The following is a 16,937-nucleotide window of genomic DNA, read 5'->3' as shown; positions in this document are numbered from 1 at the left end:
CCTCAGTCGGATCCGCCCGGCGCAGAGCCGGCGGCCCCCTCGGCGGCACCGTCCCCCAACGTCCGCAGCCGCCGCGAGACCCGGTTCCGCTCCGCGAGCAGCGCGTCCTCCGGGTAGCCGACCTCTTCCAGCGTCAGCCCGTGCGGCCGGATCACGTTGACCGCCGAGTTCCGCACGCCGCCGGCCAGCACCTCGCCCGGGAACTCCACCGGCCGGTGCCCGTCGCCGACCAGCAGCATCGCGCCGACCAGCGACCGCACCATGTTGTGGCAGAACGCGTCCGCCCGCACCGTCGCCACCGCCAGCGAGCCCTCCTGGGCCGCGTACGGGTCGATCGGCACCCGGTCCCAGTGCACCTCCAGCAGGGTGCGGATGGTGGTCGCGCCCTCGCGCTTCTTGCAGTACGCGGCGAAGTCGTGCTCCCCCACCAGCAGCTTCGCGGCGGCGTTCATCCTCTCCAGGTCGAGCGGCCGGTCGTGCCACAGCACGTGCCCGCGCAACATCGGGTCGACGCCGCCCTGGTGGTCGGCGACCCGGTACGCGTAGCGCCGCCAGATCGCCGCGAACCGCGCGTCGAACCCGTGCGGCGCCTCGGCCACCCGGTACACCCGGACGTCCGCGGGCAGTCGTCCGGCCAGCCGGCGCAGCAGCTTCTCGCCGTGCTGCGCCCACAGTTCGTCCGGCAGGTCGACGTGCGCGACCTGCCCGCGCGCGTGCACGCCGGCGTCGGTGCGGCCGGCCACCGTCAGCGGGAAGTTCTCCTCGCTCCGGGTCACGATCCGCAGCGCGTCCTCCAGCTCGCCCTGCACGGTGCGCCGCCCACGCTGCCGGGCCCACCCGGAGAACTCCGCGCCGTGGTACGCCAGATCCAGCCTGATCCGGGTGTGCCCGTCGGCCGGGCCGTCCTTCACCGGCGGCCGCTCCGCGCAGTCGTTCACCACTCCAACTCCCCTGTCTCCCAGCTGAGATGCGAACGGGCCCGCTCTCCCGAGGGACGGGAGGGCGGGCCCGGTCACGGACCTACGAGGCTCAGGCCTCGGTGGTCTCGGCCTCGTCGGCCTTGGTCTCGGCGGCCTGCTCGGCCTCCTTGACGGCGCGCTTGGCAGCGGCCTCGGCCTCGGCGACGGTCGCCTTGGTGGCGATCTCGCCCTCGACCAGCTCGATCACGGCCATCGGGGCGTTGTCGCCACGGCGGCCGCCGATCTTGGTGATGCGGGTGTAACCGCCGGGGCGGTTCTCGAACCGCGGGGCGATCTCGGTGAAGAGGGTGTGCAGCACCGACACGTCGGTGATGGTCTTGCGCACCAGGCGACGGTTGTGGATGTCGCCCTTCTTCGCCTTGGTGATCAGCTTCTCCGCCAGCGGGCGCAGGCGACGAGCCTTGGCCTCGGTGGTGGTGATGCGGCCGTACTGGAACAGCTCGCGGGCCAGACCGGCCAGCAGCAGCGGCTCGTGGGACGGACCGCCGCCGAGGCGGGCACCCTTGGTGGGACGGGGCATGGTTACTCCTCGAATCTCCGACTACGGCCGTACCAGGTACCGCAGCGGGCGTACGGACACAGTGTCCGTACGACTTTCATGGTGCCGGGGGCGGTCCGCTCGGGACCGCCCCCGGTGCCAAAACTCAGTACTGCTCGGTCTCCGCGTAGCCCTGGTCGTCCAGGTCGTCGGCGCCGAAGGCGTCGGCGGCAGCGGTCGGGTCGAATCCGGGCGGGCTGTCCTTGAGGGCCAGGCCCATGCCGGCCAGCTTCGCCTTGACCTCGTCGATCGACTTCGCACCGAAGTTGCGGATGTCGAGCAGGTCGGCCTCGGAGCGGGCAACGAGCTCACCCACGGTGTGGATGCCCTCGCGCTTGAGGCAGTTGTAGGAGCGGACGGTGAGCTCCAGCTCCTCGATCGGCAGCGCCAGATCGGCGGCCAGCGCGGCGTCCGTCGGGGACGGGCCCATGTCGATGCCCTCGGCGTCGACGTTGAGCTCGCGCGCCAGGCCGAACAGCTCGACCAGGGTCTTGCCGGCCGAGGCCATCGCGTCACGGGGACGCATGGCGGGCTTGGTCTCGACGTCGACGATCAGCTTGTCGAAGTCGGTCCGCTGCTCGACACGGGTGGCCTCGACCTTGTAGGTGACCTTCAGCACGGGGCTGTAGATCGAGTCGACCGGGATGCGGCCGATCTCCTGGCCGGAAGCCTTGTTCTGCACGGCGGAGACGTAGCCGCGACCGCGCTCGACGGTCAGCTCCATCTCCAGCTTGCCCTTGCCGTTCAGGGTGGCGAGGACCAGCTCGGGGTTGTGCACCTCGACACCGGCCGGCGGCGCGATGTCGGCGGCGGTGACCACACCCGGGCCCTGCTTGCGCAGGTACATCACGACCGGCTCGTCGTGCTCCGAGGAGACGACCAGCTGCTTGATGTTCAGGATGAGGTCGGTGACGTCCTCCTTGACGCCCGGCACGGTGGTGAACTCGTGCAGGACACCGTCGACGCGGATGCTGGTGACAGCGGCACCCGGGATCGAGGAGAGGAGCGTACGGCGGAGCGAGTTGCCGAGGGTGTAGCCGAAGCCCGGCTCCAGCGGCTCGATCACGAACCGCGAGCGGAACTCGTCGACGACCTCTTCGGTCAGCGACGGACGCTGAGCGATAAGCATGGGGGAAATCCTCCAGTTGTCTTCGGCACCCACTATTTGATGCCGACAGGACCAAGCGTACGGGCTCCCGCGCAAAACGAGAGCCCGTACGAGGTTTAAAGCGGGTGGTTACCGCGAGCCCGAAGGCGCCACATCAAACGCGGCGGCGCTTCGGCGGACGGCAGCCGTTGTGCGGGGTGGGGGTGACGTCCTGGATCGAGCCGACCTCCAGGCCGGTGGCCTGGAGCGAACGGATCGCGGTCTCGCGGCCGGAGCCCGGACCCTTGACGAAGACGTCGACCTTGCGCATGCCGTGCTCCTGCGCGCGACGGGCAGCGGCCTCGGCGGCCATCTGCGCGGCGAACGGGGTGGACTTGCGCGAGCCCTTGAAACCGACGTGGCCGGCGGAGGCCCAGGAGATCACGTTGCCCGCGGGGTCGGTGATCGAAACGATGGTGTTGTTGAACGTGCTCTTGATGTGGGCGTGCCCGTGAGCGACGTTCTTCTTCTCCTTGCGGCGGATCTTCTTCGCGCCGGCAGCCTGACGACCCTTGGGGGGCATAAGTCTGTTCTCCTACTGAGGTGGTCGGTCCGCTATCCCGCGGGCCGGAGGGATGTCCGGTTGACGGGACGGACTACTTCTTGCCCGGCTTCTTCTTACCGGCGATCGCGCGACGCGGGCCCTTGCGGGTACGCGCGTTGGTGTGGGTGCGCTGACCGCGGACCGGCAGGCCACGGCGGTGACGCAGGCCCTCGTAGCAGCCGATCTCGACCTTGCGGCGGATGTCGGCGGCGACGGCGCGGCGGAGGTCACCCTCGACCTCGAAGTTCACGTCGATGAACTTCTGCAGCTTGACCAGGTCGTCCTCGGTGATGTCGCGGACGCGAACGTCCGGGCTCACACCGGTCTCGGCCAGGGTCAGCTGGGCGCGGGTACGGCCGATGCCGTAGACGTACGTGAGGGCGATCTCGATCCGCTTTTCGCGGGGGAGATCAACGCCGGCGAGGCGTGCCATTCATGGCTCCTGTGGTTCTTCAGAGGTCTGACGTGCCGCCTACTCGCTGTCTCTCGACAGGGAGCCCCGGCCTCTGACCGGGGGTGGCAGTCCGTCCAGCTGGACGGATCGGGCGGCCCGCGTATGACGTTGATGCGCGTCGCGCGAAGGTACTACGAGAAATGCTGGGGGGTGACTCAGCCCTGGCGCTGCTTGTGGCGCAGGTTGTCGCAGATCACCATGACCCGGCCGTGACGGCGGATCACCTTGCACTTGTCGCAGATCTTCTTGACGCTCGGCTTGACCTTCATGACTCAGGTTCTCCGGGGTCTAGATCTGACGTTTGTTACTTGTAGCGGTAGACGATCCGGCCGCGGGTCAGGTCGTAGGGGCTCAGCTCCACCACGACCCGGTCATCCGGAAGGATGCGGATGTAGTGCATGCGCATCTTGCCGCTGATGTGTGCGAGGACCTTGTGACCGTTCTGCAGCTCGACCTTGAACATCGCGTTCGGAAGAGACTCGATCACGGTGCCCTCGATCTCAATGGCGCCTTGCTTCTTAGCCATGAACTGCGAGATCCACCCTTCGGGTCCGGCTACCGTATGCGGAACGCTCGTGCGAACCAGGCTTCACCTCGGCCCGGGAGTACTCCCCTGGGCTGAGGGCGTGCCGAAACACGCTACGAGAGAGCCGACGCACCATCGTAAACCAAGCACCACGCCGGAGCGAAATCTCAGCCCTTGGCCATCACCTGGATGGGGAGCACGGGCTCCACCACCGCGGTGCAGGCGGAGCAGCGGCGGGCCGCCTCGGGGATGTCGGTCAGGCACTCGGGGCAGGGCCGCTTGGGGGTGGCGGGCTTCTTCGGCAGGTAGCGGGCGGTGGCCTTGGAGACCGGGAGCACCACGCAGAAGTACAGCACCGCGGCGGTCAGGAAGAACGCGATCAGCACGTTCAGGAACTGGCCGTACGGGAAGGTCACGCCGGCGACGTCGAACTTGTAGGCGCCGAAGTCGCCGGCCGCGCCGACCACCACGCCGAGCACCGGGGTGAGGAACGCGGTCACGAAGCCGGTCACGACTCCGGTGAAGGCGGCACCGATGACCACACCGACGGCCATGTCGATGACGTTGCCGCGCATCATGAAGTCGCGGAAGCCCTTGAACACTGTCTCTCCTGGAGGGGGGGTCGAAGCTGCGGGTGTCAGCTGACGAAAATAGGACAGAAGGCCTGGAGGTCAAAACCCCCCAGGCCCTCATCTGCCGCTTTGAGACATGTCCCTCAGATCATCGGCCGTCCCGCGCGCCGCCCCTGCGGGGTCAGGCCAGCGGGTCCGGCGCCGCGGTGACGCCCAGCTTCGCCAGCTCCGCCTTGCCGCCGTCGAAGGCGGTCAGCACCAGCGGGCCCTGCTCGGTGACGGCCACCGAGTGCTCCCAGTGCGAGGCCCAGGTGCCGTCGGTGGTGACGACCGTCCAGTCGTCGTCCAGGATCGCGGTGTGCGGGGTGCCGAGCGAGACCATCGGCTCGATCGCCAGCACGGTGCCGGGCACCAGCTTCGGGCCCTTGCCGCGGCCGGCCACGTAGTTCAGCACGTGCGGCTCCATGTGCATGGCGGTGCCGATGCCGTGGCCGCCGTAGCCCTCGGTGATGCCCCACTTGCCCTTCGGGGGCAGCGGCTGGCGGCGGATGAAGCCCTCGATCGCCCGGGAGACGTCGACCAGGCGGTTGCCCTTCTTCATCTGGGCGATGCCGGCCCACATCGAGCCCTCGGTGACCTTCGACAGCATCACGTTCTCGTCGGCGGTCCCGCCGACCGCGACGGTGATGGCCGCGTCGCCGTGCCAGCCGTCCAGGATCGCGCCGCAGTCGATCGAGATCAGGTCGCCGGCCTTCAGCACCTTGTCGCCGGGGATGCCGTGCACGACCTCCTCGTTCACCGAGGCGCAGATCACGCCCGGGAACCAGAGGCCGCCGTGGTCGGCGCGGAAGTTGGACGTGGCGCCGTGCTTGGTGATGACCTGGTCGGCGATCTCGTTCAGCTCACCGGTGGTCACCCCCGGGGCGACCGCCTCGCGGCACGCCTTCAGGGCCTCGGCGACGACCAGCCCGGCCGCCCGCATCTTGGCGATCTGCTCGGGGGTCTTGATCTCCATCTGGTCCACGCCTTCCACGTTCTGTTCTCGGACTGCCTTCCACCGTACGACGCCGAGACGGCCGGGCCGCCCGCTTCGGGGCGACCCGGCCGTCTCACTGCCGCATGGGTCAGGCGTTCTTGTTCTGCTCCAGGGCGGCGACTGCGCGCTCGGTCACTTCGTCCACCTTGCCGAGGGCGGAGATGGTGACCAGCAGGCCCTGCTCCTGGTAGTAGCCGATGATCGGCTCGGTCTTGGAGTGGTACTCCTCCAACCGGACCCGGACGGCTTCCTCGGTGTCGTCCGAGCGCTGGTACAGCTCGCCGCCGCACTCGTCGCAGACGCCCTCGGTGGTCGGCCGGTTGTACACCACGTGGAAGACGTGGGCGCCGTTCTTGCGGCACAGCCGACGACCGGCGATCCGCTTGACGACCTCGTCCTCGGAGACCTCCAGGTCCAGCACGCCGTCCAGCGCGATGCCCTGCTCGGTCAGGAAGGCGTCCAGCGCCTCGGCCTGGCCCAGGTTGCGCGGGAAACCGTCCAGCAGGAAGCCGTTGGCGGCGTCCTCCTGGAGCATGCGGTCCTTGGCCATCCCGATGGTGACCTCGTCGGGCACAAGGCGCCCGGCGTCCATGTAAGCCTTCGCCTCGACACCCAGCGGGGTGCCCTGGCTGATGTTGGCACGGAACAGGTCGCCGGTGGAGATGTGGGGAATGGACAGGGTCTTGGCCAGAACGTGCGCCTGAGTACCCTTCCCGGCCCCCGGGGGTCCGACGAGGACGATACGCATCAGCGGAGGAACCCTTCGTAATTGCGCTGCTGGAGCTGGCTCTCGATCTGCTTCACAGTTTCGAGTCCGACGCCGACGACGATGAGCACGGAGGTGCCGCCGAACGGGAAGTTGGTCTGCTGCCCGAATGCGACGAGGGCGACCATCGGGATCAACGCGATCAGGCCCAGGTACAGCGAACCCGGCCACGTGATGCGGGTGAGCACGTAGTTCAGGTACTCGGCCGTCGGTCGGCCGGCCCGGATGCCCGGGATGAACCCACCATACTTCTTCATATTGTCGGCAACTTCTTCGGGGTTGAAGGAGATGGCGACGTAGAAGAACGCGAAGAACACGATCAGCACGAAGTAGGTGGCCATGTAGACCGGGTGGTCACCCTTGATGAAGTGGTTCTTGATCCAAATCGCCCACCCCGCCTGCGAGTTGGTCAACTGCACCACCAGCGCCGGGATGTACAGCAGCGAGGAGGCGAAGATGACCGGGATCACACCGGCCTGGTTGACCTTCAGCGGGATGTAGGTCGAGGTGCCGCCGAACGCACGGCGGCCGATCATCCGCTTCGCGTACTGCACCGGGATCCGGCGCTGGGCCTGCTCGACGAAGATGACCAGGCAGACCACGATGATGCCGACCAGGATGACGGCGGAGAACTCGCCCCAGCCGCCCAGCAGCGTGCCGGAGCCCTTGATGGCCCACATCGAGCCGGGGAAGCCGGCCGCGATGGAGGTGAAGATCAGGATCGACATGCCGTTGCCGATGCCGCGGTCGGTGATCAGCTCACCCAGCCACATGATCACGGTGGTGCCGGCGGTCATGATGATGACCATGGTGGCGATCCGGAAGATCGACGTGTCCGGCACGATGTTCTGACCCTGCGGGCAGCTGGAGAACAGCGCGCCGCTGGACGCGGTCGCGAGGATGCCGGTGCCCTGCAGCACCGCGAGCGCGATGGTCAGGTAACGGGTGTACTGGGTGATCTTCGTCTGGCCGGACTGCCCTTCCTTCTTCAGGGCCTCCAGCCGCGGAATGACCACGGTGAGCAACTGCAGGATGATGCTGGCCGTGATGTACGGCATGATGCCGAGCGCGAAGATGGTCAGCTGTAGCAGCGCGTTGCCGCTGAACAGGTTGACCAGCCCGAACAGGCCCTCCTTCTGACCGCTCACGCACGCATGCACGGCCTCGAAGTTGATCCCGGGCATCGGAATGTGGGCGCCCAGCCGGAACAGCACCATGATGCCCAGCGTGAACAGCAGCTTCTTGCGCAGGTCGGGCGTCTGGAACGCCCGCGCGAACGCACTGAGCACGGTGCCTCCTGCGCCTCCCGCGCGTCGTCGGCGGAAGGGTCGGTCCTGATGTGGGGAAAGGGAACTTCACGGACTCTAACAGTGCCCGGCCGCTCGACAGAAGCGCACACAGCCGCTCCCCCACGCATGGGGTACGGCTTGCCCGGGTTTGACACACAAATCCTGCACGCCTGTTCAAGTCGGAAACGCAGCCGGGCCCCGCGCTCTCTTTCTCAAGAGAGGCGCGGGGCCCGGTTTCTGTCCGTGCGTCAGATCAGCGACGTCACAGCAGCTCGGTGACCGAGCCGCCCGCGGCGGTGATCTTCTCGGCGGCGGAGCCGGAGACGGCGTCGACCGTCACCTGCAGCGCAACCGCGATGTCGCCCTGGCCGAGAACCTTGACGAGCTCGTTCTTGCGAACGGCGCCCTTCGCGATCAGGTCGGCAACGGTGACCTCGCCACCGTTCGGGTAGAGCTCGGCCAGGCGGTCCAGGTTCACGACCTGGAACTGCTTGTGGGCCGGGTTCTTGAAGCCCTTCAGCTTCGGCAGGCGCATGTGGAGGGGCATCTGGCCACCCTCGAAGCGCTGCGGAACCTGGTAGCGGGCCTTGGTGCCCTTGGTACCACGACCTGCGGTCTTACCCTTGGAGCCCTCACCACGACCGACGCGGATCTTGTCGGTCTTGGCGCCGGGCGCCGGACGCAGGTTGTGGATCTTGATGGGGGAGTTGTCCGCCATTTCAGTCCACCTCCTCGACCGTGACGAGGTGGCGAACGGTGTGGACCATGCCGCGGATCTCCGGGCGGTCCTCCTTCACCACGGTGTCGTTCAGCCGCTTCAGGCCGAGCGAACGCAGGGTGTCACGGTGGTTCTGCTTGCTACCGATGTACGACTTGGTCTGGGTGACCTTCAGGCGAGCCATCAGGCACTCACCCCAGCCGCACGGGCCCGGAGCAGCGCGGCCGGGGCCACGTCCTCCAGGGGCAGGCCACGACGGGCGGCGATCTCCTCGGGGCGCACGAGGCCCTTCAGAGCAGCCACGGTGGCGTGCACGATGTTGATCGCGTTGTCGGAGCCGAGCGACTTCGACAGGATGTCGTGAACGCCGGCGCACTCCAGGACGGCACGCACCGGGCCACCGGCGATAACGCCGGTACCGGGGGACGCCGGCTTCAGCAGCACGACGCCGGCGGCCTTCTCACCCTGGATGGGGTGCGGGATGGTGCCCTGGATACGGGGGACCTTGAAGAAGTTCTTCTTGGCCTCCTCAACGCCCTTGGCGATGGCGGCCGGAACCTCCTTCGCCTTGCCGTAACCGACACCCACGGTGCCGTCACCGTCGCCCACCACGACCAGCGCGGTGAAGCTGAAGCGACGACCACCCTTGACAACCTTGGCGACACGGTTGATCGCGACGACGCGCTCGACGTAAGCAGTCTTCTCGGCGACCGGGGCGCCGCCCCGCTCGTCACGCTTACGGTCGCGCCGCTCGCCACCCGTGCCGCGACCGGCGCCGCCTTCGCGGCGCTGGGGTCCAGCCATTGGAATTACCTCTCTCGTTTACGTCCGCCGACGGAGTCGACGAGCGGCTTAGAAGTCGAGCCCGGCCTCGCGAGCCGCGTCCGCCAGGGCGGCGATGCGGCCGGCGTACCGGTTGCCCGCGCGGTCGAAGACGACCGACTCGACGCCGGCGGCCTTGGCGCGCTCGGCGACCAGGCTTCCGACCTTCTTGGCCAGCTCGGTCTTGTCGCCCTCGGCGCCCTTGATGGACACGTCGAGGGTGGACGCCGACGCCAGGGTGTGACCCTTGGCGTCGTCGATGACCTGGGCGACCATGTGGCGGTTCGAACGCGTCACGACGAGGCGCGGACGCACCTCGGTGCCGACGACGCGCTTACGAACGCGAATGGCGCGGCGCTTGCGGGCGGCGTTCTTGTAGGCGTTGCCCTTGCCGATCTTGACAGAGACGCTCATCGCTTACTTACCACTCTTTCCGACCTTGCGGCGGATGACCTCGCCCGCGTACTTGACGCCCTTGGCCTTGTACGGGTCGGGCTTGCGCAGCTTGCGGATCTTCGCGGCGACCTCGCCGACCTTCTGCTTGTCGGTGCCGTCCACGTGGAACTTGGTGGGCGACTCGACGACGAAGGAGATGCCCTCCGGCGCCTCGACCAGAATCGGGTGGCTGTAGCCCAGCGCGAACTCCATGTTGGAGCCCTTCGCCGTGACTCGGTAACCGACACCGCTGATCTCCAGCGACTTGCGGTAGCCCGCGGTCACGCCGGTGATCATGTTCGCCACCAGCGTGCGCGACAGGCCGTGCAGGGCCTTCGACTGACGCTCGTCGTTCGGGCGGGAGACGACCAGAGTGCCGTCCTCGCCCTTGCCGATCTCGATCGGCGCGGCGACGACGTGGGTGAGCGAACCCTTGGGGCCCTTCACCGAGACCGTCTGGCCGTCGATGGTGACGTCCACACCAGCGGGAACCTGGATGGGCAGCCGTCCAATGCGCGACATTGCTGTACCTCCGTTTCCCGAATTACCAGACGTAGGCGAGAACTTCTCCGCCTACGCCCTTCTTGGCGGCCTGCTTGTCGGTCAGGAGGCCGGAGGACGTGGAGATGATCGCCACGCCCAGGCCGCCGAGAACCTTCGGCAGGTTGGTGGACTTTGCGTAAACACGCAGACCCGGCTTGCTGATGCGCTTGATGCCGGCGATGGAGCGCTCACGGTTCGGACCGAACTTGAGCTCGATGGTCAGCTTCTTGCCAACCTCGTTCTCGGTGGGGTCCTCAACCTTGTAGGAGGAGATGTAACCCTCCTGCTGCAGGATCTCGGCGACGTGCGCCTTGATCTTGCTCGACGGCATCACGACGGAGTCGTGGTACGCCGAGTTGGCGTTACGCAGACGAGTGAGCATGTCTGCGATCGGGTCGGTCATGGTCATGGTGGCCTCAGGCCTCTCTCGCCGTGGTTTCTCCGCACCAGGTCCCCCTCCGCGCACTCGCGAAAGAGTGCGAAAGGGGCACAAGCGCAGGGGACCTACGTCGTAGTAAGACTGGGTTGCGCGAGCCCTCATTCAGAGAGCCACGGAACGTCCGGAAAAGACGCCGCGGCAGGGGCCCGACCCCACTACCTTACGGGATCCCTCTCGGGACTCCAAAAGCCGGGGGTCGGGCACACTGCTTCGCTGTTCAGAACAGCTGGTAAGGGACTACCAGGAGCTCTTGGTCACGCCCGGCAGCTCGCCGCGGTGGGCCATCTCACGGAGGCACACACGGCACAGGCCGAACTTGCGGTACACCGAGTGCGGACGGCCGCAGCGCTGGCACCGGGTGTACGCCCGGACGCCGAACTTCGGCTTGCGCTCGGACTTAGCGATCAGGGCCTTCTTCGCCATGGCTCACGCCTCCTTGAACGGGAAGCCCAGAGCGCGCAGGAGCGCCCGGCCCTCATCGTCGGTCTGAGCGGTGGTCACGACGGTGATGTCCATACCGCGCTGACGGTCGACCTTGTCCTGGTCGATCTCGTGGAACATGACCTGCTCGGTCAGACCGAAGGTGTAGTTGCCACGGCCGTCGAACTGCTTCGGAGAGAGGCCGCGGAAGTCACGGATACGCGGCAGAGCCAGCGACACCAGACGGTCCACGAACTCCCACATGCGGTCACCACGGAGGGTGACGTGGGCGCCGATCGGCTGACCCTCGCGCAGCTTGAACTGCGCGATGGACTTGCGGGCCTTGGTAACGGCCGGCTTCTGACCGGTGATCGCGGTCAGGTCCTTGATGGCACCCTCGATCAGCTTGCTGTCACGGGCAGCCTCGCCGACACCCATGTTGACCACGACCTTGACCAGGCCGGGGATCAGCATGACGTTCTCGTACGAGAACTCCTCGTGCAGCTGGCCCTTGACCTCGGAGAGGTACTTCTCCTTGAGGCGGGGGGCCACCTTCTCAACAGTCGTCTCAGACATCAGATGTCCTCACCCGTCCGCTTGGCAACGCGGATCTTGTTGCCCTGGTCGTCGAAGCGGTAGCCGACGCGGGTAACGACCTTCTTGCCGTCCTTCTCCACGACCAGCTGGACGTTGGAGACGTGCACCGGGGCCTCGACGGTCACGATGCCACCCTGGGTACCGGGACCCGGCTTGGTGTGCTTCTTGACCCGGTTGACACCCTCGACGAGGACCTTGTTGTCAGCGGGCATGGCCTGAATGACCTTGCCCTGCTTGCCCTTGTCCTTGCCGGTGATGACCTGGACCAGGTCACCCTTCTTGATCTTCATGCTGTTCGCCATGGGTTAGAGCACCTCCGGCGCCAGCGAGATGATCTTCATGAACTTCTTGTCGCGCAGCTCGCGGCCCACCGGGCCGAAGATGCGGGTACCGCGGGGGTCGCCATCGGTGTTCTTGAGAACGACAGCGGCGTTCTCGTCGAAACGGATGTACGAGCCGTCCGGACGGCGGCGCTCCTTGACGGTGCGAACGACGACGCACTTCACGACGTCGCCCTTCTTCACCGAACCGCCGGGGATCGCGTCCTTGACGGTGGCGACGATGACGTCGCCGATACCGGCGTAGCGGCGACCGGAGCCACCGAGAACGCGGATGCAGAGAATTTCCTTCGCACCCGTGTTGTCGGCGACGCGCAGTCGCGACTCCTGCTGGATCACAGCTTTCTCCTGATCGTCAACAAGTGTTGACGGGCCGGCCGCTGCTCACACCTGCACCCTTGCGGGCCTGATGCACATACGGCCGTACCGCGAACAACCTTGTTACTTGGCCTTCTCGAGGATCTCGACGACGCGCCAGCGCTTCGTCGCGGACAGCGGCCGGGTCTCCATCAGGAGGACACGGTCGCCGACACCGCACGCGTTCTGCTCGTCGTGCGCCTTCAGCTTGTTGGTACGGCGGATGACCTTGCCGTACAGCGCGTGCTTGACGCGGTCCTCGACGGCGACGACGACGGTCTTGTCCATCTTGTCGCTGACGACGAGACCCTCACGGGTCTTGCGGAAGCCGCGCGTCTCGTTGGTGTTCTCAGTCATCAGGCGTTCTCCACCGTCTCGATGCCCAGCTCGCGCTCGCGCATCAGGGTGTAGATCCGCGCGATGTCCTTACGGACCAGCCGGAGCCGTCCGTGGTTGTCGAGCTGCCCGGTCGCCGCCTGGAAGCGGAGGTTGAACAGCTCCTCCTTGGCCTCACGGAGCTTGGCAACGAGGCCCTCGTTGTCCAGCTCGCGAAGCTCAGCAGCCTTGGTAGCGGCCGACATCAGCTCTCACCGTCCTCGCGCCGAACGATCCGGCACTTCATCGGAAGCTTGTGCGCGGCGCGCGTCAGCGCCTCGCGGGCAATCTTCTCGTTCGGGTACGACAGTTCGAACATGACCCGACCCGGGTGCACGTTCGCGATCCACCACTCCGGCGAACCCTTACCGGAACCCATGCGGGTTTCGGCCGGCTTCTTGGTGAGCGGACGGTCCGGGTAGATGTTGATCCAGACCTTGCCGCCACGACGGATGTGACGGGTGATCGCGATACGAGCGGACTCGATCTGACGGTTCGTCACGTAGGCCGGGGTCACGGCCTGGATGCCGAACTGGCCGAACGCCAGCTCGGTGCCACCCTTGGCAGCGCCACGGCGCTTCGGGTGGTGCTGCTTACGGTGCTTGACCCGACGGGGGATCAGCATGACGGTCAGGCCTCCGTTCCGGTGTTCTCAGCAGCCGGAGCCTCGACCGCGGCAGCCGGGGCCTGAGCCTCGGCACCAGCGGCGGGACGACGGCCGCGGCCACCGCGCTCGCCACCGCGACGCTCGCCACCGCGGGCGGGACGACCACCCTCGGGACGGGCCGGGCGGTTGCCGGAGCGGGCAGCGGCGTTCTCAGCGCGGACCTCGGCGATGTTCTTGACGTCGCCCTTGTAGATCCAGACCTTCACGCCGATGCGGCCGAAGGTCGTCTTGGCCTCGAAGAAGCCGTAGTCGACGTTCGCGCGCAGGGTGTGCAGCGGCACACGGCCTTCGCGGTAGAACTCCGAACGGCTCATCTCGGCGCCGCCGAGACGACCGGAGCACTGGACCTTGATGCCCTTGGCGCCGGCCTTCATGGTCGACTGCATGCTCTTACGCATGGCGCGACGGAAGGAGACGCGGGAGGACAGCTGCTCCGCAACGCCCTGCGCAACGAGCTGGGCGTCCATCTCGGGGTTCTTGACCTCGAGGATGTTCAGCTGGACCTGCTTGCCGGTCAGCTTCTCCAGCTTGCCGCGGATCTTGTCGGCCTCCGTGCCACGGCGGCCGATCACGATGCCCGGGCGGGCGGTGTGGATGTCCACGCGGACACGGTCACGGGTGCGCTCGATCTCAACCTTCGAGATGCCGGCGCGCTCCATGCCCTGCGTCATGAGACGCCGGATGGCGACGTCTTCCTTGACGTAGTCCTTGTACAGCTTGTCGGCGTACCAGCGGGACTTGAAGTCCGTGCTGATGCCGAGGCGGAACCCGTGCGGGTTAACCTTCTGGCCCATTACCGGGTCCCTTCCTTGCTGCTGACGACCACGGTGATGTGGCTGGTCCGCTTGCGGATCCGGTAGGCACGGCCCTGGGCACGCGGACGGAACCGCTTCAGGGTCGGACCCTCGTCAACGTACGCCTCGGAGATGTAGAGGTCGTCCACGTTGGAGTGGTTGTAGTTGTGCGCGGCGTTGGCAATGGCGCTGTTGAGCACCTTGCCGACCGGCACGGTGGCAGCCTGCGGAGCGAAACGCAGGACCGCCTGGGCCTCCGTGGCCTGCAGGCCACGGATGAGGTCCACCACGCGGCGGGCCTTCATGGGCGTGACGCGGATGTACCGCGCCTGGGCCCTGGCTTCCATGGTTGTCCCCTTAATGGAGTAAGTCACTTTGTCGTTCTGGCGCTACAGCTCGGAAGCGATTAGCGACGCTTCGACTTGCGGTCTTCCTTCACGTGCCCCTTGAAGGTGCGCGTGGGAGCGAACTCGCCGAGCTTGTGGCCGACCATCGACTCGGTGACGAACACCGGGACGTGCTTGCGGCCATCGTGAACCGCGATCGTGTGGCCGAGCATGGCCGGGGAGATCACGGAACGACGGGACCAGGTCTTGATGACGTTCTGCGTGCCCGCCTCGTTCTGCACGTCCACCTTCTTCTGAAGGTGGTCGTCGATGAAGGGGCCCTTCTTGAGACTGCGCGGCATCTGACCTGCTCCTAGCGCTTCTTGTTGGTCTTGCGGCGGCGCACGATGAGCTTGTCCGACGCCTTGTTCGGGCGACGGGTGCGGCCCTCGGGCTTGCCCCACGGCGAGACCGGGTGGCGACCACCGGAGGTCTTACCCTCACCACCACCGTGCGGGTGGTCGATCGGGTTCATGGCCACACCACGCACGGTCGGGCGGACGCCCTTCCAGCGCATACGGCCGGCCTTGCCCCAGTTGATGTTCGACTGCTCGGCGTTGCCGACCTCGCCGACGGTCGCGCGGCAGCGCGCGTCCACCAGGCGGATCTCACCGGAGGGCATGCGCAGGTGCGCCATGCGACCCTCACGGGCGAGCAGCTGAATGCCGGAACCCGCGGAACGGGCCAGCTTGGCGCCACCGCCGGGACGGAGCTCCACCGCGTGGATGGTGGTACCGACCGGGATGTTGCGCAGCGGCAGGTTGTTGCCCGGCTTGATGTCGGCGCCAGCGCCGTTCTCGATCCGGTCACCCTGCGCGACGCCGCGGGGGGCGATGATGTAGCGCTTCTCGCCGTCCGCGTAGTGCAGGAGCGCGATGCGCGCGGTGCGGTTGGGGTCGTACTCGATGTGAGCGACCTTGGCCGGCACGCCGTCCTTGTCGTGACGACGGAAGTCGATCAGACGGTAGGCGCGCTTGTGACCGCCACCCTGGTGGCGAGCGGTGATACGACCGGCGTTGTTACGGCCGCCCTTGCTGTGCAGCGGGCGAACCAGCGACTTCTCCGGCGTGGACCGCGTGATTTCGACGAAGTCGGCCACGCTGGAGCCGCGGCGGCCCGGCGTAGTCGGCTTGTACTTGCGGATACCCATTTCTGTCCTCGTCCTTTACGACGATCCCAGTCCCTGACGAAGCGTCAGGAAACCGGACCACCGAAGATGTCGATGCGGTTGCCCTCGGCCAGCGTCACGATCGCGCGCTTGGTGTCCTTGCGCTTACCGAAACCCGTCTTGGAGCGCTTGCGCTTGCCCTGACGGTTCAGCGTGTTCACGGCCTCGACCTTGACCGAGAAGACCGCCTCGACGGCCTGCTTGATCTGGGTCTTGTTGGCACCGGGCGCCACGACGAACGTGTACTTGTTCTCGTCGAGGAGCGAGTAGCTCTTCTCCGAGATGACCGGCTTGATCAGGACGTCACGGGGGTCCGTGTACGTCTTGGAGGTGATCTCGCTCATCAGGCGGCAGTCCCTTCGAGCTCGCCCTCAGCAGCAACGGCCTTGGCGGACGCGGCCGGACCGGCCACGAAACGCTCGAAGGCGGCCTGGGTGAAGACCACATCGTCGGAGACGAGCACGTCGTAGGTGTTCAGCTGGCCGGCGTCCAGGATGTGCACGTTCGCCAGGTTGCGAGCGGACAGGATGCCCAGCTCGTCCTCGCGCTCGACCACCAGGAGGAGGTTCTTGCGCTCGGAGATCTTGCCGAACAGGACCTTGGCGGCCTTGGTCGACGGAGCCTCGGTCGCGGTCACGCCGGTGACGACGTGGATGCGCTCGTGGCGGGCCCGGTCGGTGAGCGCGCTGCGCAGGGCGGCGGCGATCATCTTCTTCGGGGTCCGCTGCGAGTAGTCACGCGGCACGGGACCGTGCACGACGCCACCACCGGTGAACTGCGGCGCGCGGGTCGAGCCCTGACGGGCGCGGCCGGTGCCCTTCTGGCGGTACGGCTTCCGACCGCCACCACGGACCTCGCCACGACGCTTGGTCTTGTGGGTGCCCTGACGGGCCGCAGCGAGCTGCGCCACGACGACCTGGTGCATCAGCGGGACGCTGACCTTGGCGTCGAAGATCTCGGCGGGCAGCTCCAGGCTGCCGGCCTTGTCGCCGGCCGGCGACAGAATGTCAATGGTGCTCATATCCT

At 67.0% G+C, this 16,937-nt stretch carries 30 protein-coding genes; all 30 read right to left on the bottom strand.

Annotation, left to right across the window (positions count from 1 at the left end):
- Nucleotides 1–2: 2 nt before the first annotated feature.
- Nucleotides 3–938 carry a tRNA pseudouridine(38-40) synthase TruA gene (gene truA / locus AMK19_RS03675; RefSeq protein WP_073808359.1) on the bottom strand — a complete coding sequence of 312 codons (936 nt, stop codon included), beginning with the start codon at nt 936–938 and terminating at the stop codon, nt 3–5.
- A 91-nt stretch (nt 939–1,029) separates the two neighbouring features.
- On the bottom strand, nt 1,030–1,500 hold the full coding sequence (rplQ, locus tag AMK19_RS03670; RefSeq protein WP_073807948.1) for a 50S ribosomal protein L17: 471 nt from the start codon (nt 1,498–1,500) through the stop codon (nt 1,030–1,032).
- 124 nt (nt 1,501–1,624) lie between these two features.
- The gene (locus AMK19_RS03665) at nt 1,625–2,647 is read right to left on the bottom strand and encodes a DNA-directed RNA polymerase subunit alpha (RefSeq protein ID WP_014136256.1); all 1,023 of its coding nucleotides are present in this window, start codon (nt 2,645–2,647) and stop codon (nt 1,625–1,627) included.
- Nucleotides 2,648–2,780: 133 nt separating this feature from the next.
- Nucleotides 2,781–3,188 carry a 30S ribosomal protein S11 gene (gene rpsK / locus AMK19_RS03660; protein WP_030232513.1) on the bottom strand — a complete coding sequence of 136 codons (408 nt, stop codon included), beginning with the start codon at nt 3,186–3,188 and terminating at the stop codon, nt 2,781–2,783.
- A 73-nt stretch (nt 3,189–3,261) separates the two neighbouring features.
- Nucleotides 3,262–3,642, bottom strand: a complete 381-nt coding sequence (gene rpsM, locus AMK19_RS03655) for a 30S ribosomal protein S13 (RefSeq protein WP_073807947.1) — start codon at nt 3,640–3,642, stop codon at nt 3,262–3,264.
- 176 nt (nt 3,643–3,818) lie between these two features.
- On the bottom strand, nt 3,819–3,932 hold the full coding sequence (gene rpmJ / locus AMK19_RS03650) for a 50S ribosomal protein L36 (protein WP_003956441.1): 114 nt from the start codon (nt 3,930–3,932) through the stop codon (nt 3,819–3,821).
- Between the two features lie 35 nt (nt 3,933–3,967).
- Nucleotides 3,968–4,189 (bottom strand): translation initiation factor IF-1, encoded by a 222-nt coding sequence (gene infA, locus AMK19_RS03645; RefSeq protein ID WP_003956442.1) that lies wholly within the window; start codon nt 4,187–4,189, stop codon nt 3,968–3,970.
- A 167-nt stretch (nt 4,190–4,356) separates the two neighbouring features.
- Nucleotides 4,357–4,791, bottom strand: a complete 435-nt coding sequence (gene mscL / locus AMK19_RS03640; RefSeq protein WP_073807945.1) for a large conductance mechanosensitive channel protein MscL — start codon at nt 4,789–4,791, stop codon at nt 4,357–4,359.
- A 151-nt stretch (nt 4,792–4,942) separates the two neighbouring features.
- Nucleotides 4,943–5,776 carry a type I methionyl aminopeptidase gene (gene map / locus AMK19_RS03635; protein WP_073808358.1) on the bottom strand — a complete coding sequence of 278 codons (834 nt, stop codon included), beginning with the start codon at nt 5,774–5,776 and terminating at the stop codon, nt 4,943–4,945.
- Between the two features lie 109 nt (nt 5,777–5,885).
- Nucleotides 5,886–6,545 (bottom strand): adenylate kinase, encoded by a 660-nt coding sequence (locus tag AMK19_RS03630; RefSeq protein WP_073807943.1) that lies wholly within the window; start codon nt 6,543–6,545, stop codon nt 5,886–5,888.
- Complete coding sequence (secY, locus tag AMK19_RS03625) at nt 6,545–7,852, bottom strand: preprotein translocase subunit SecY (RefSeq protein WP_073807942.1); 1,308 nt, start codon at nt 7,850–7,852, stop codon at nt 6,545–6,547. The genes AMK19_RS03630 and secY overlap by 1 nt, the downstream gene beginning before the upstream one ends.
- 262 nt (nt 7,853–8,114) lie before the next feature.
- Nucleotides 8,115–8,570: a 50S ribosomal protein L15 gene (gene rplO / locus AMK19_RS03620; protein ID WP_073807940.1), complete on the bottom strand. Its 456-nt coding sequence runs from the start codon at nt 8,568–8,570 to the stop codon at nt 8,115–8,117.
- A 1-nt stretch (nt 8,571) separates the two neighbouring features.
- The gene (rpmD, locus tag AMK19_RS03615) at nt 8,572–8,754 is read right to left on the bottom strand and encodes a 50S ribosomal protein L30 (RefSeq protein WP_014136270.1); all 183 of its coding nucleotides are present in this window, start codon (nt 8,752–8,754) and stop codon (nt 8,572–8,574) included.
- Nucleotides 8,754–9,374: a 30S ribosomal protein S5 gene (gene rpsE / locus AMK19_RS03610; RefSeq protein ID WP_043914567.1), complete on the bottom strand. Its 621-nt coding sequence runs from the start codon at nt 9,372–9,374 to the stop codon at nt 8,754–8,756. The genes rpmD and rpsE overlap by 1 nt, the downstream gene beginning before the upstream one ends.
- 48 nt (nt 9,375–9,422) lie before the next feature.
- Nucleotides 9,423–9,806, bottom strand: a complete 384-nt coding sequence (gene rplR / locus AMK19_RS03605) for a 50S ribosomal protein L18 (protein WP_073807939.1) — start codon at nt 9,804–9,806, stop codon at nt 9,423–9,425.
- A 3-nt stretch (nt 9,807–9,809) separates the two neighbouring features.
- Nucleotides 9,810–10,349, bottom strand: coding sequence for a 50S ribosomal protein L6 (gene rplF, locus AMK19_RS03600; protein WP_073807937.1), 540 nt, complete (start codon nt 10,347–10,349; stop codon nt 9,810–9,812).
- A 22-nt stretch (nt 10,350–10,371) separates the two neighbouring features.
- Complete coding sequence (rpsH, locus tag AMK19_RS03595) at nt 10,372–10,779, bottom strand: 30S ribosomal protein S8 (RefSeq protein WP_043914570.1); 408 nt, start codon at nt 10,777–10,779, stop codon at nt 10,372–10,374.
- Nucleotides 10,780–11,046: 267 nt separating this feature from the next.
- Nucleotides 11,047–11,232, bottom strand: coding sequence for a type Z 30S ribosomal protein S14 (locus AMK19_RS03590; RefSeq protein ID WP_008747480.1), 186 nt, complete (start codon nt 11,230–11,232; stop codon nt 11,047–11,049).
- A 3-nt stretch (nt 11,233–11,235) separates the two neighbouring features.
- A complete protein-coding gene (rplE, locus tag AMK19_RS03585) occupies nt 11,236–11,805 on the bottom strand; it encodes a 50S ribosomal protein L5 (protein ID WP_073807936.1) in 570 nt (189 codons plus the stop codon).
- Complete coding sequence (gene rplX / locus AMK19_RS03580; protein ID WP_035872243.1) at nt 11,805–12,116, bottom strand: 50S ribosomal protein L24; 312 nt, start codon at nt 12,114–12,116, stop codon at nt 11,805–11,807. The genes rplE and rplX overlap by 1 nt, the downstream gene beginning before the upstream one ends.
- 15 nt (nt 12,117–12,131) lie before the next feature.
- Entirely contained in the window at nt 12,132–12,503 is a 372-nt protein-coding gene (gene rplN, locus AMK19_RS03575) for a 50S ribosomal protein L14 (protein WP_030300391.1), read from the bottom strand.
- Between the two features lie 102 nt (nt 12,504–12,605).
- Nucleotides 12,606–12,878 carry a 30S ribosomal protein S17 gene (gene rpsQ / locus AMK19_RS03570; protein ID WP_014136278.1) on the bottom strand — a complete coding sequence of 91 codons (273 nt, stop codon included), beginning with the start codon at nt 12,876–12,878 and terminating at the stop codon, nt 12,606–12,608.
- Nucleotides 12,878–13,102 carry a 50S ribosomal protein L29 gene (gene rpmC / locus AMK19_RS03565; protein ID WP_014136279.1) on the bottom strand — a complete coding sequence of 75 codons (225 nt, stop codon included), beginning with the start codon at nt 13,100–13,102 and terminating at the stop codon, nt 12,878–12,880. Before rpmC ends, rpsQ begins: the two co-directional genes overlap by 1 nt.
- Nucleotides 13,102–13,521 carry a 50S ribosomal protein L16 gene (gene rplP / locus AMK19_RS03560; RefSeq protein ID WP_030457415.1) on the bottom strand — a complete coding sequence of 140 codons (420 nt, stop codon included), beginning with the start codon at nt 13,519–13,521 and terminating at the stop codon, nt 13,102–13,104. Before rplP ends, rpmC begins: the two co-directional genes overlap by 1 nt.
- A 5-nt stretch (nt 13,522–13,526) precedes the next feature.
- Nucleotides 13,527–14,357, bottom strand: a complete 831-nt coding sequence (gene rpsC / locus AMK19_RS03555) for a 30S ribosomal protein S3 (protein ID WP_073807934.1) — start codon at nt 14,355–14,357, stop codon at nt 13,527–13,529.
- Nucleotides 14,357–14,704, bottom strand: coding sequence for a 50S ribosomal protein L22 (gene rplV, locus AMK19_RS03550; RefSeq protein WP_030457417.1), 348 nt, complete (start codon nt 14,702–14,704; stop codon nt 14,357–14,359). Before rplV ends, rpsC begins: the two co-directional genes overlap by 1 nt.
- Nucleotides 14,705–14,763: 59 nt before the next feature.
- Nucleotides 14,764–15,045: a 30S ribosomal protein S19 gene (gene rpsS, locus AMK19_RS03545; RefSeq protein WP_014136283.1), complete on the bottom strand. Its 282-nt coding sequence runs from the start codon at nt 15,043–15,045 to the stop codon at nt 14,764–14,766.
- 11 nt (nt 15,046–15,056) lie between these two features.
- Nucleotides 15,057–15,893, bottom strand: coding sequence for a 50S ribosomal protein L2 (gene rplB / locus AMK19_RS03540; RefSeq protein ID WP_073807932.1), 837 nt, complete (start codon nt 15,891–15,893; stop codon nt 15,057–15,059).
- A gap of 44 nt (nt 15,894–15,937) precedes the next feature.
- Complete coding sequence (gene rplW / locus AMK19_RS03535) at nt 15,938–16,255, bottom strand: 50S ribosomal protein L23 (protein ID WP_073807931.1); 318 nt, start codon at nt 16,253–16,255, stop codon at nt 15,938–15,940.
- Nucleotides 16,255–16,932 (bottom strand): 50S ribosomal protein L4, encoded by a 678-nt coding sequence (rplD, locus tag AMK19_RS03530; RefSeq protein ID WP_073807929.1) that lies wholly within the window; start codon nt 16,930–16,932, stop codon nt 16,255–16,257. Before rplD ends, rplW begins: the two co-directional genes overlap by 1 nt.
- Nucleotides 16,933–16,937 lie beyond the last annotated feature (5 nt).

This window comes from Kitasatospora sp. CB01950 (assembly GCF_001905465.1).
Taxonomy (GTDB): domain Bacteria; phylum Actinomycetota; class Actinomycetes; order Streptomycetales; family Streptomycetaceae; genus Kitasatospora.
Note: the sequence above shows the minus strand (reverse complement) of the source record. Positions and strands in the feature narration are given on the sequence as shown.

Bases quoted from the DNA above. Each gene is read 5' to 3' on its own strand.
- rpmD (WP_014136270.1), bottom strand. From the start codon at position 8,754: ATGGCTCGCCTGAAGGTCACCCAGACCAAGTCGTACATCGGTAGCAAG.
- rplQ (WP_073807948.1), bottom strand. From the start codon at position 1,500: ATGCCCCGTCCCACCAAGGGTGCCCGCCTCGGCGGCGGTCCGTCCCAC.
- rplO (WP_073807940.1), bottom strand. From the start codon at position 8,570: ATGGCGGACAACTCCCCCATCAAGATCCACAACCTGCGTCCGGCGCCC.
- rplD (WP_073807929.1), bottom strand. From the start codon at position 16,932: ATGAGCACCATTGACATTCTGTCGCCGGCCGGCGACAAGGCCGGCAGC.
- map (WP_073808358.1), bottom strand. From the start codon at position 5,776: ATGGAGATCAAGACCCCCGAGCAGATCGCCAAGATGCGGGCGGCCGGG.
- rplB (WP_073807932.1), bottom strand. From the start codon at position 15,893: ATGGGTATCCGCAAGTACAAGCCGACTACGCCGGGCCGCCGCGGCTCC.
- rplR (WP_073807939.1), bottom strand. From the start codon at position 9,806: ATGAGCGTCTCTGTCAAGATCGGCAAGGGCAACGCCTACAAGAACGCC.
- rpmC (WP_014136279.1), bottom strand. From the start codon at position 13,102: ATGTCGGCCGCTACCAAGGCTGCTGAGCTTCGCGAGCTGGACAACGAG.
- rpmJ (WP_003956441.1), bottom strand. From the start codon at position 3,932: ATGAAGGTCAAGCCGAGCGTCAAGAAGATCTGCGACAAGTGCAAGGTG.
- rpsE (WP_043914567.1), bottom strand. From the start codon at position 9,374: ATGGCTGGACCCCAGCGCCGCGAAGGCGGCGCCGGTCGCGGCACGGGT.
- rpsK (WP_030232513.1), bottom strand. From the start codon at position 3,188: ATGCCCCCCAAGGGTCGTCAGGCTGCCGGCGCGAAGAAGATCCGCCGC.
- AMK19_RS03590 (WP_008747480.1), bottom strand. From the start codon at position 11,232: ATGGCGAAGAAGGCCCTGATCGCTAAGTCCGAGCGCAAGCCGAAGTTC.
- rplX (WP_035872243.1), bottom strand. From the start codon at position 12,116: ATGAAGATCAAGAAGGGTGACCTGGTCCAGGTCATCACCGGCAAGGAC.
- rpsQ (WP_014136278.1), bottom strand. From the start codon at position 12,878: ATGACTGAGAACACCAACGAGACGCGCGGCTTCCGCAAGACCCGTGAG.
- rplE (WP_073807936.1), bottom strand. From the start codon at position 11,805: ATGTCTGAGACGACTGTTGAGAAGGTGGCCCCCCGCCTCAAGGAGAAG.
- rplV (WP_030457417.1), bottom strand. From the start codon at position 14,704: ATGGAAGCCAGGGCCCAGGCGCGGTACATCCGCGTCACGCCCATGAAG.
- rpsS (WP_014136283.1), bottom strand. From the start codon at position 15,045: ATGCCGCGCAGTCTCAAGAAGGGCCCCTTCATCGACGACCACCTTCAG.
- rpsM (WP_073807947.1), bottom strand. From the start codon at position 3,642: ATGGCACGCCTCGCCGGCGTTGATCTCCCCCGCGAAAAGCGGATCGAG.
- rplW (WP_073807931.1), bottom strand. From the start codon at position 16,255: ATGAGCGAGATCACCTCCAAGACGTACACGGACCCCCGTGACGTCCTG.
- infA (WP_003956442.1), bottom strand. From the start codon at position 4,189: ATGGCTAAGAAGCAAGGCGCCATTGAGATCGAGGGCACCGTGATCGAG.
- rpsH (WP_043914570.1), bottom strand. From the start codon at position 10,779: ATGACCATGACCGACCCGATCGCAGACATGCTCACTCGTCTGCGTAAC.
- rpsC (WP_073807934.1), bottom strand. From the start codon at position 14,357: ATGGGCCAGAAGGTTAACCCGCACGGGTTCCGCCTCGGCATCAGCACG.
- AMK19_RS03665 (WP_014136256.1), bottom strand. From the start codon at position 2,647: ATGCTTATCGCTCAGCGTCCGTCGCTGACCGAAGAGGTCGTCGACGAG.
- rplP (WP_030457415.1), bottom strand. From the start codon at position 13,521: ATGCTGATCCCCCGTCGGGTCAAGCACCGTAAGCAGCACCACCCGAAG.
- rplF (WP_073807937.1), bottom strand. From the start codon at position 10,349: ATGTCGCGCATTGGACGGCTGCCCATCCAGGTTCCCGCTGGTGTGGAC.
- AMK19_RS03630 (WP_073807943.1), bottom strand. From the start codon at position 6,545: ATGCGTATCGTCCTCGTCGGACCCCCGGGGGCCGGGAAGGGTACTCAG.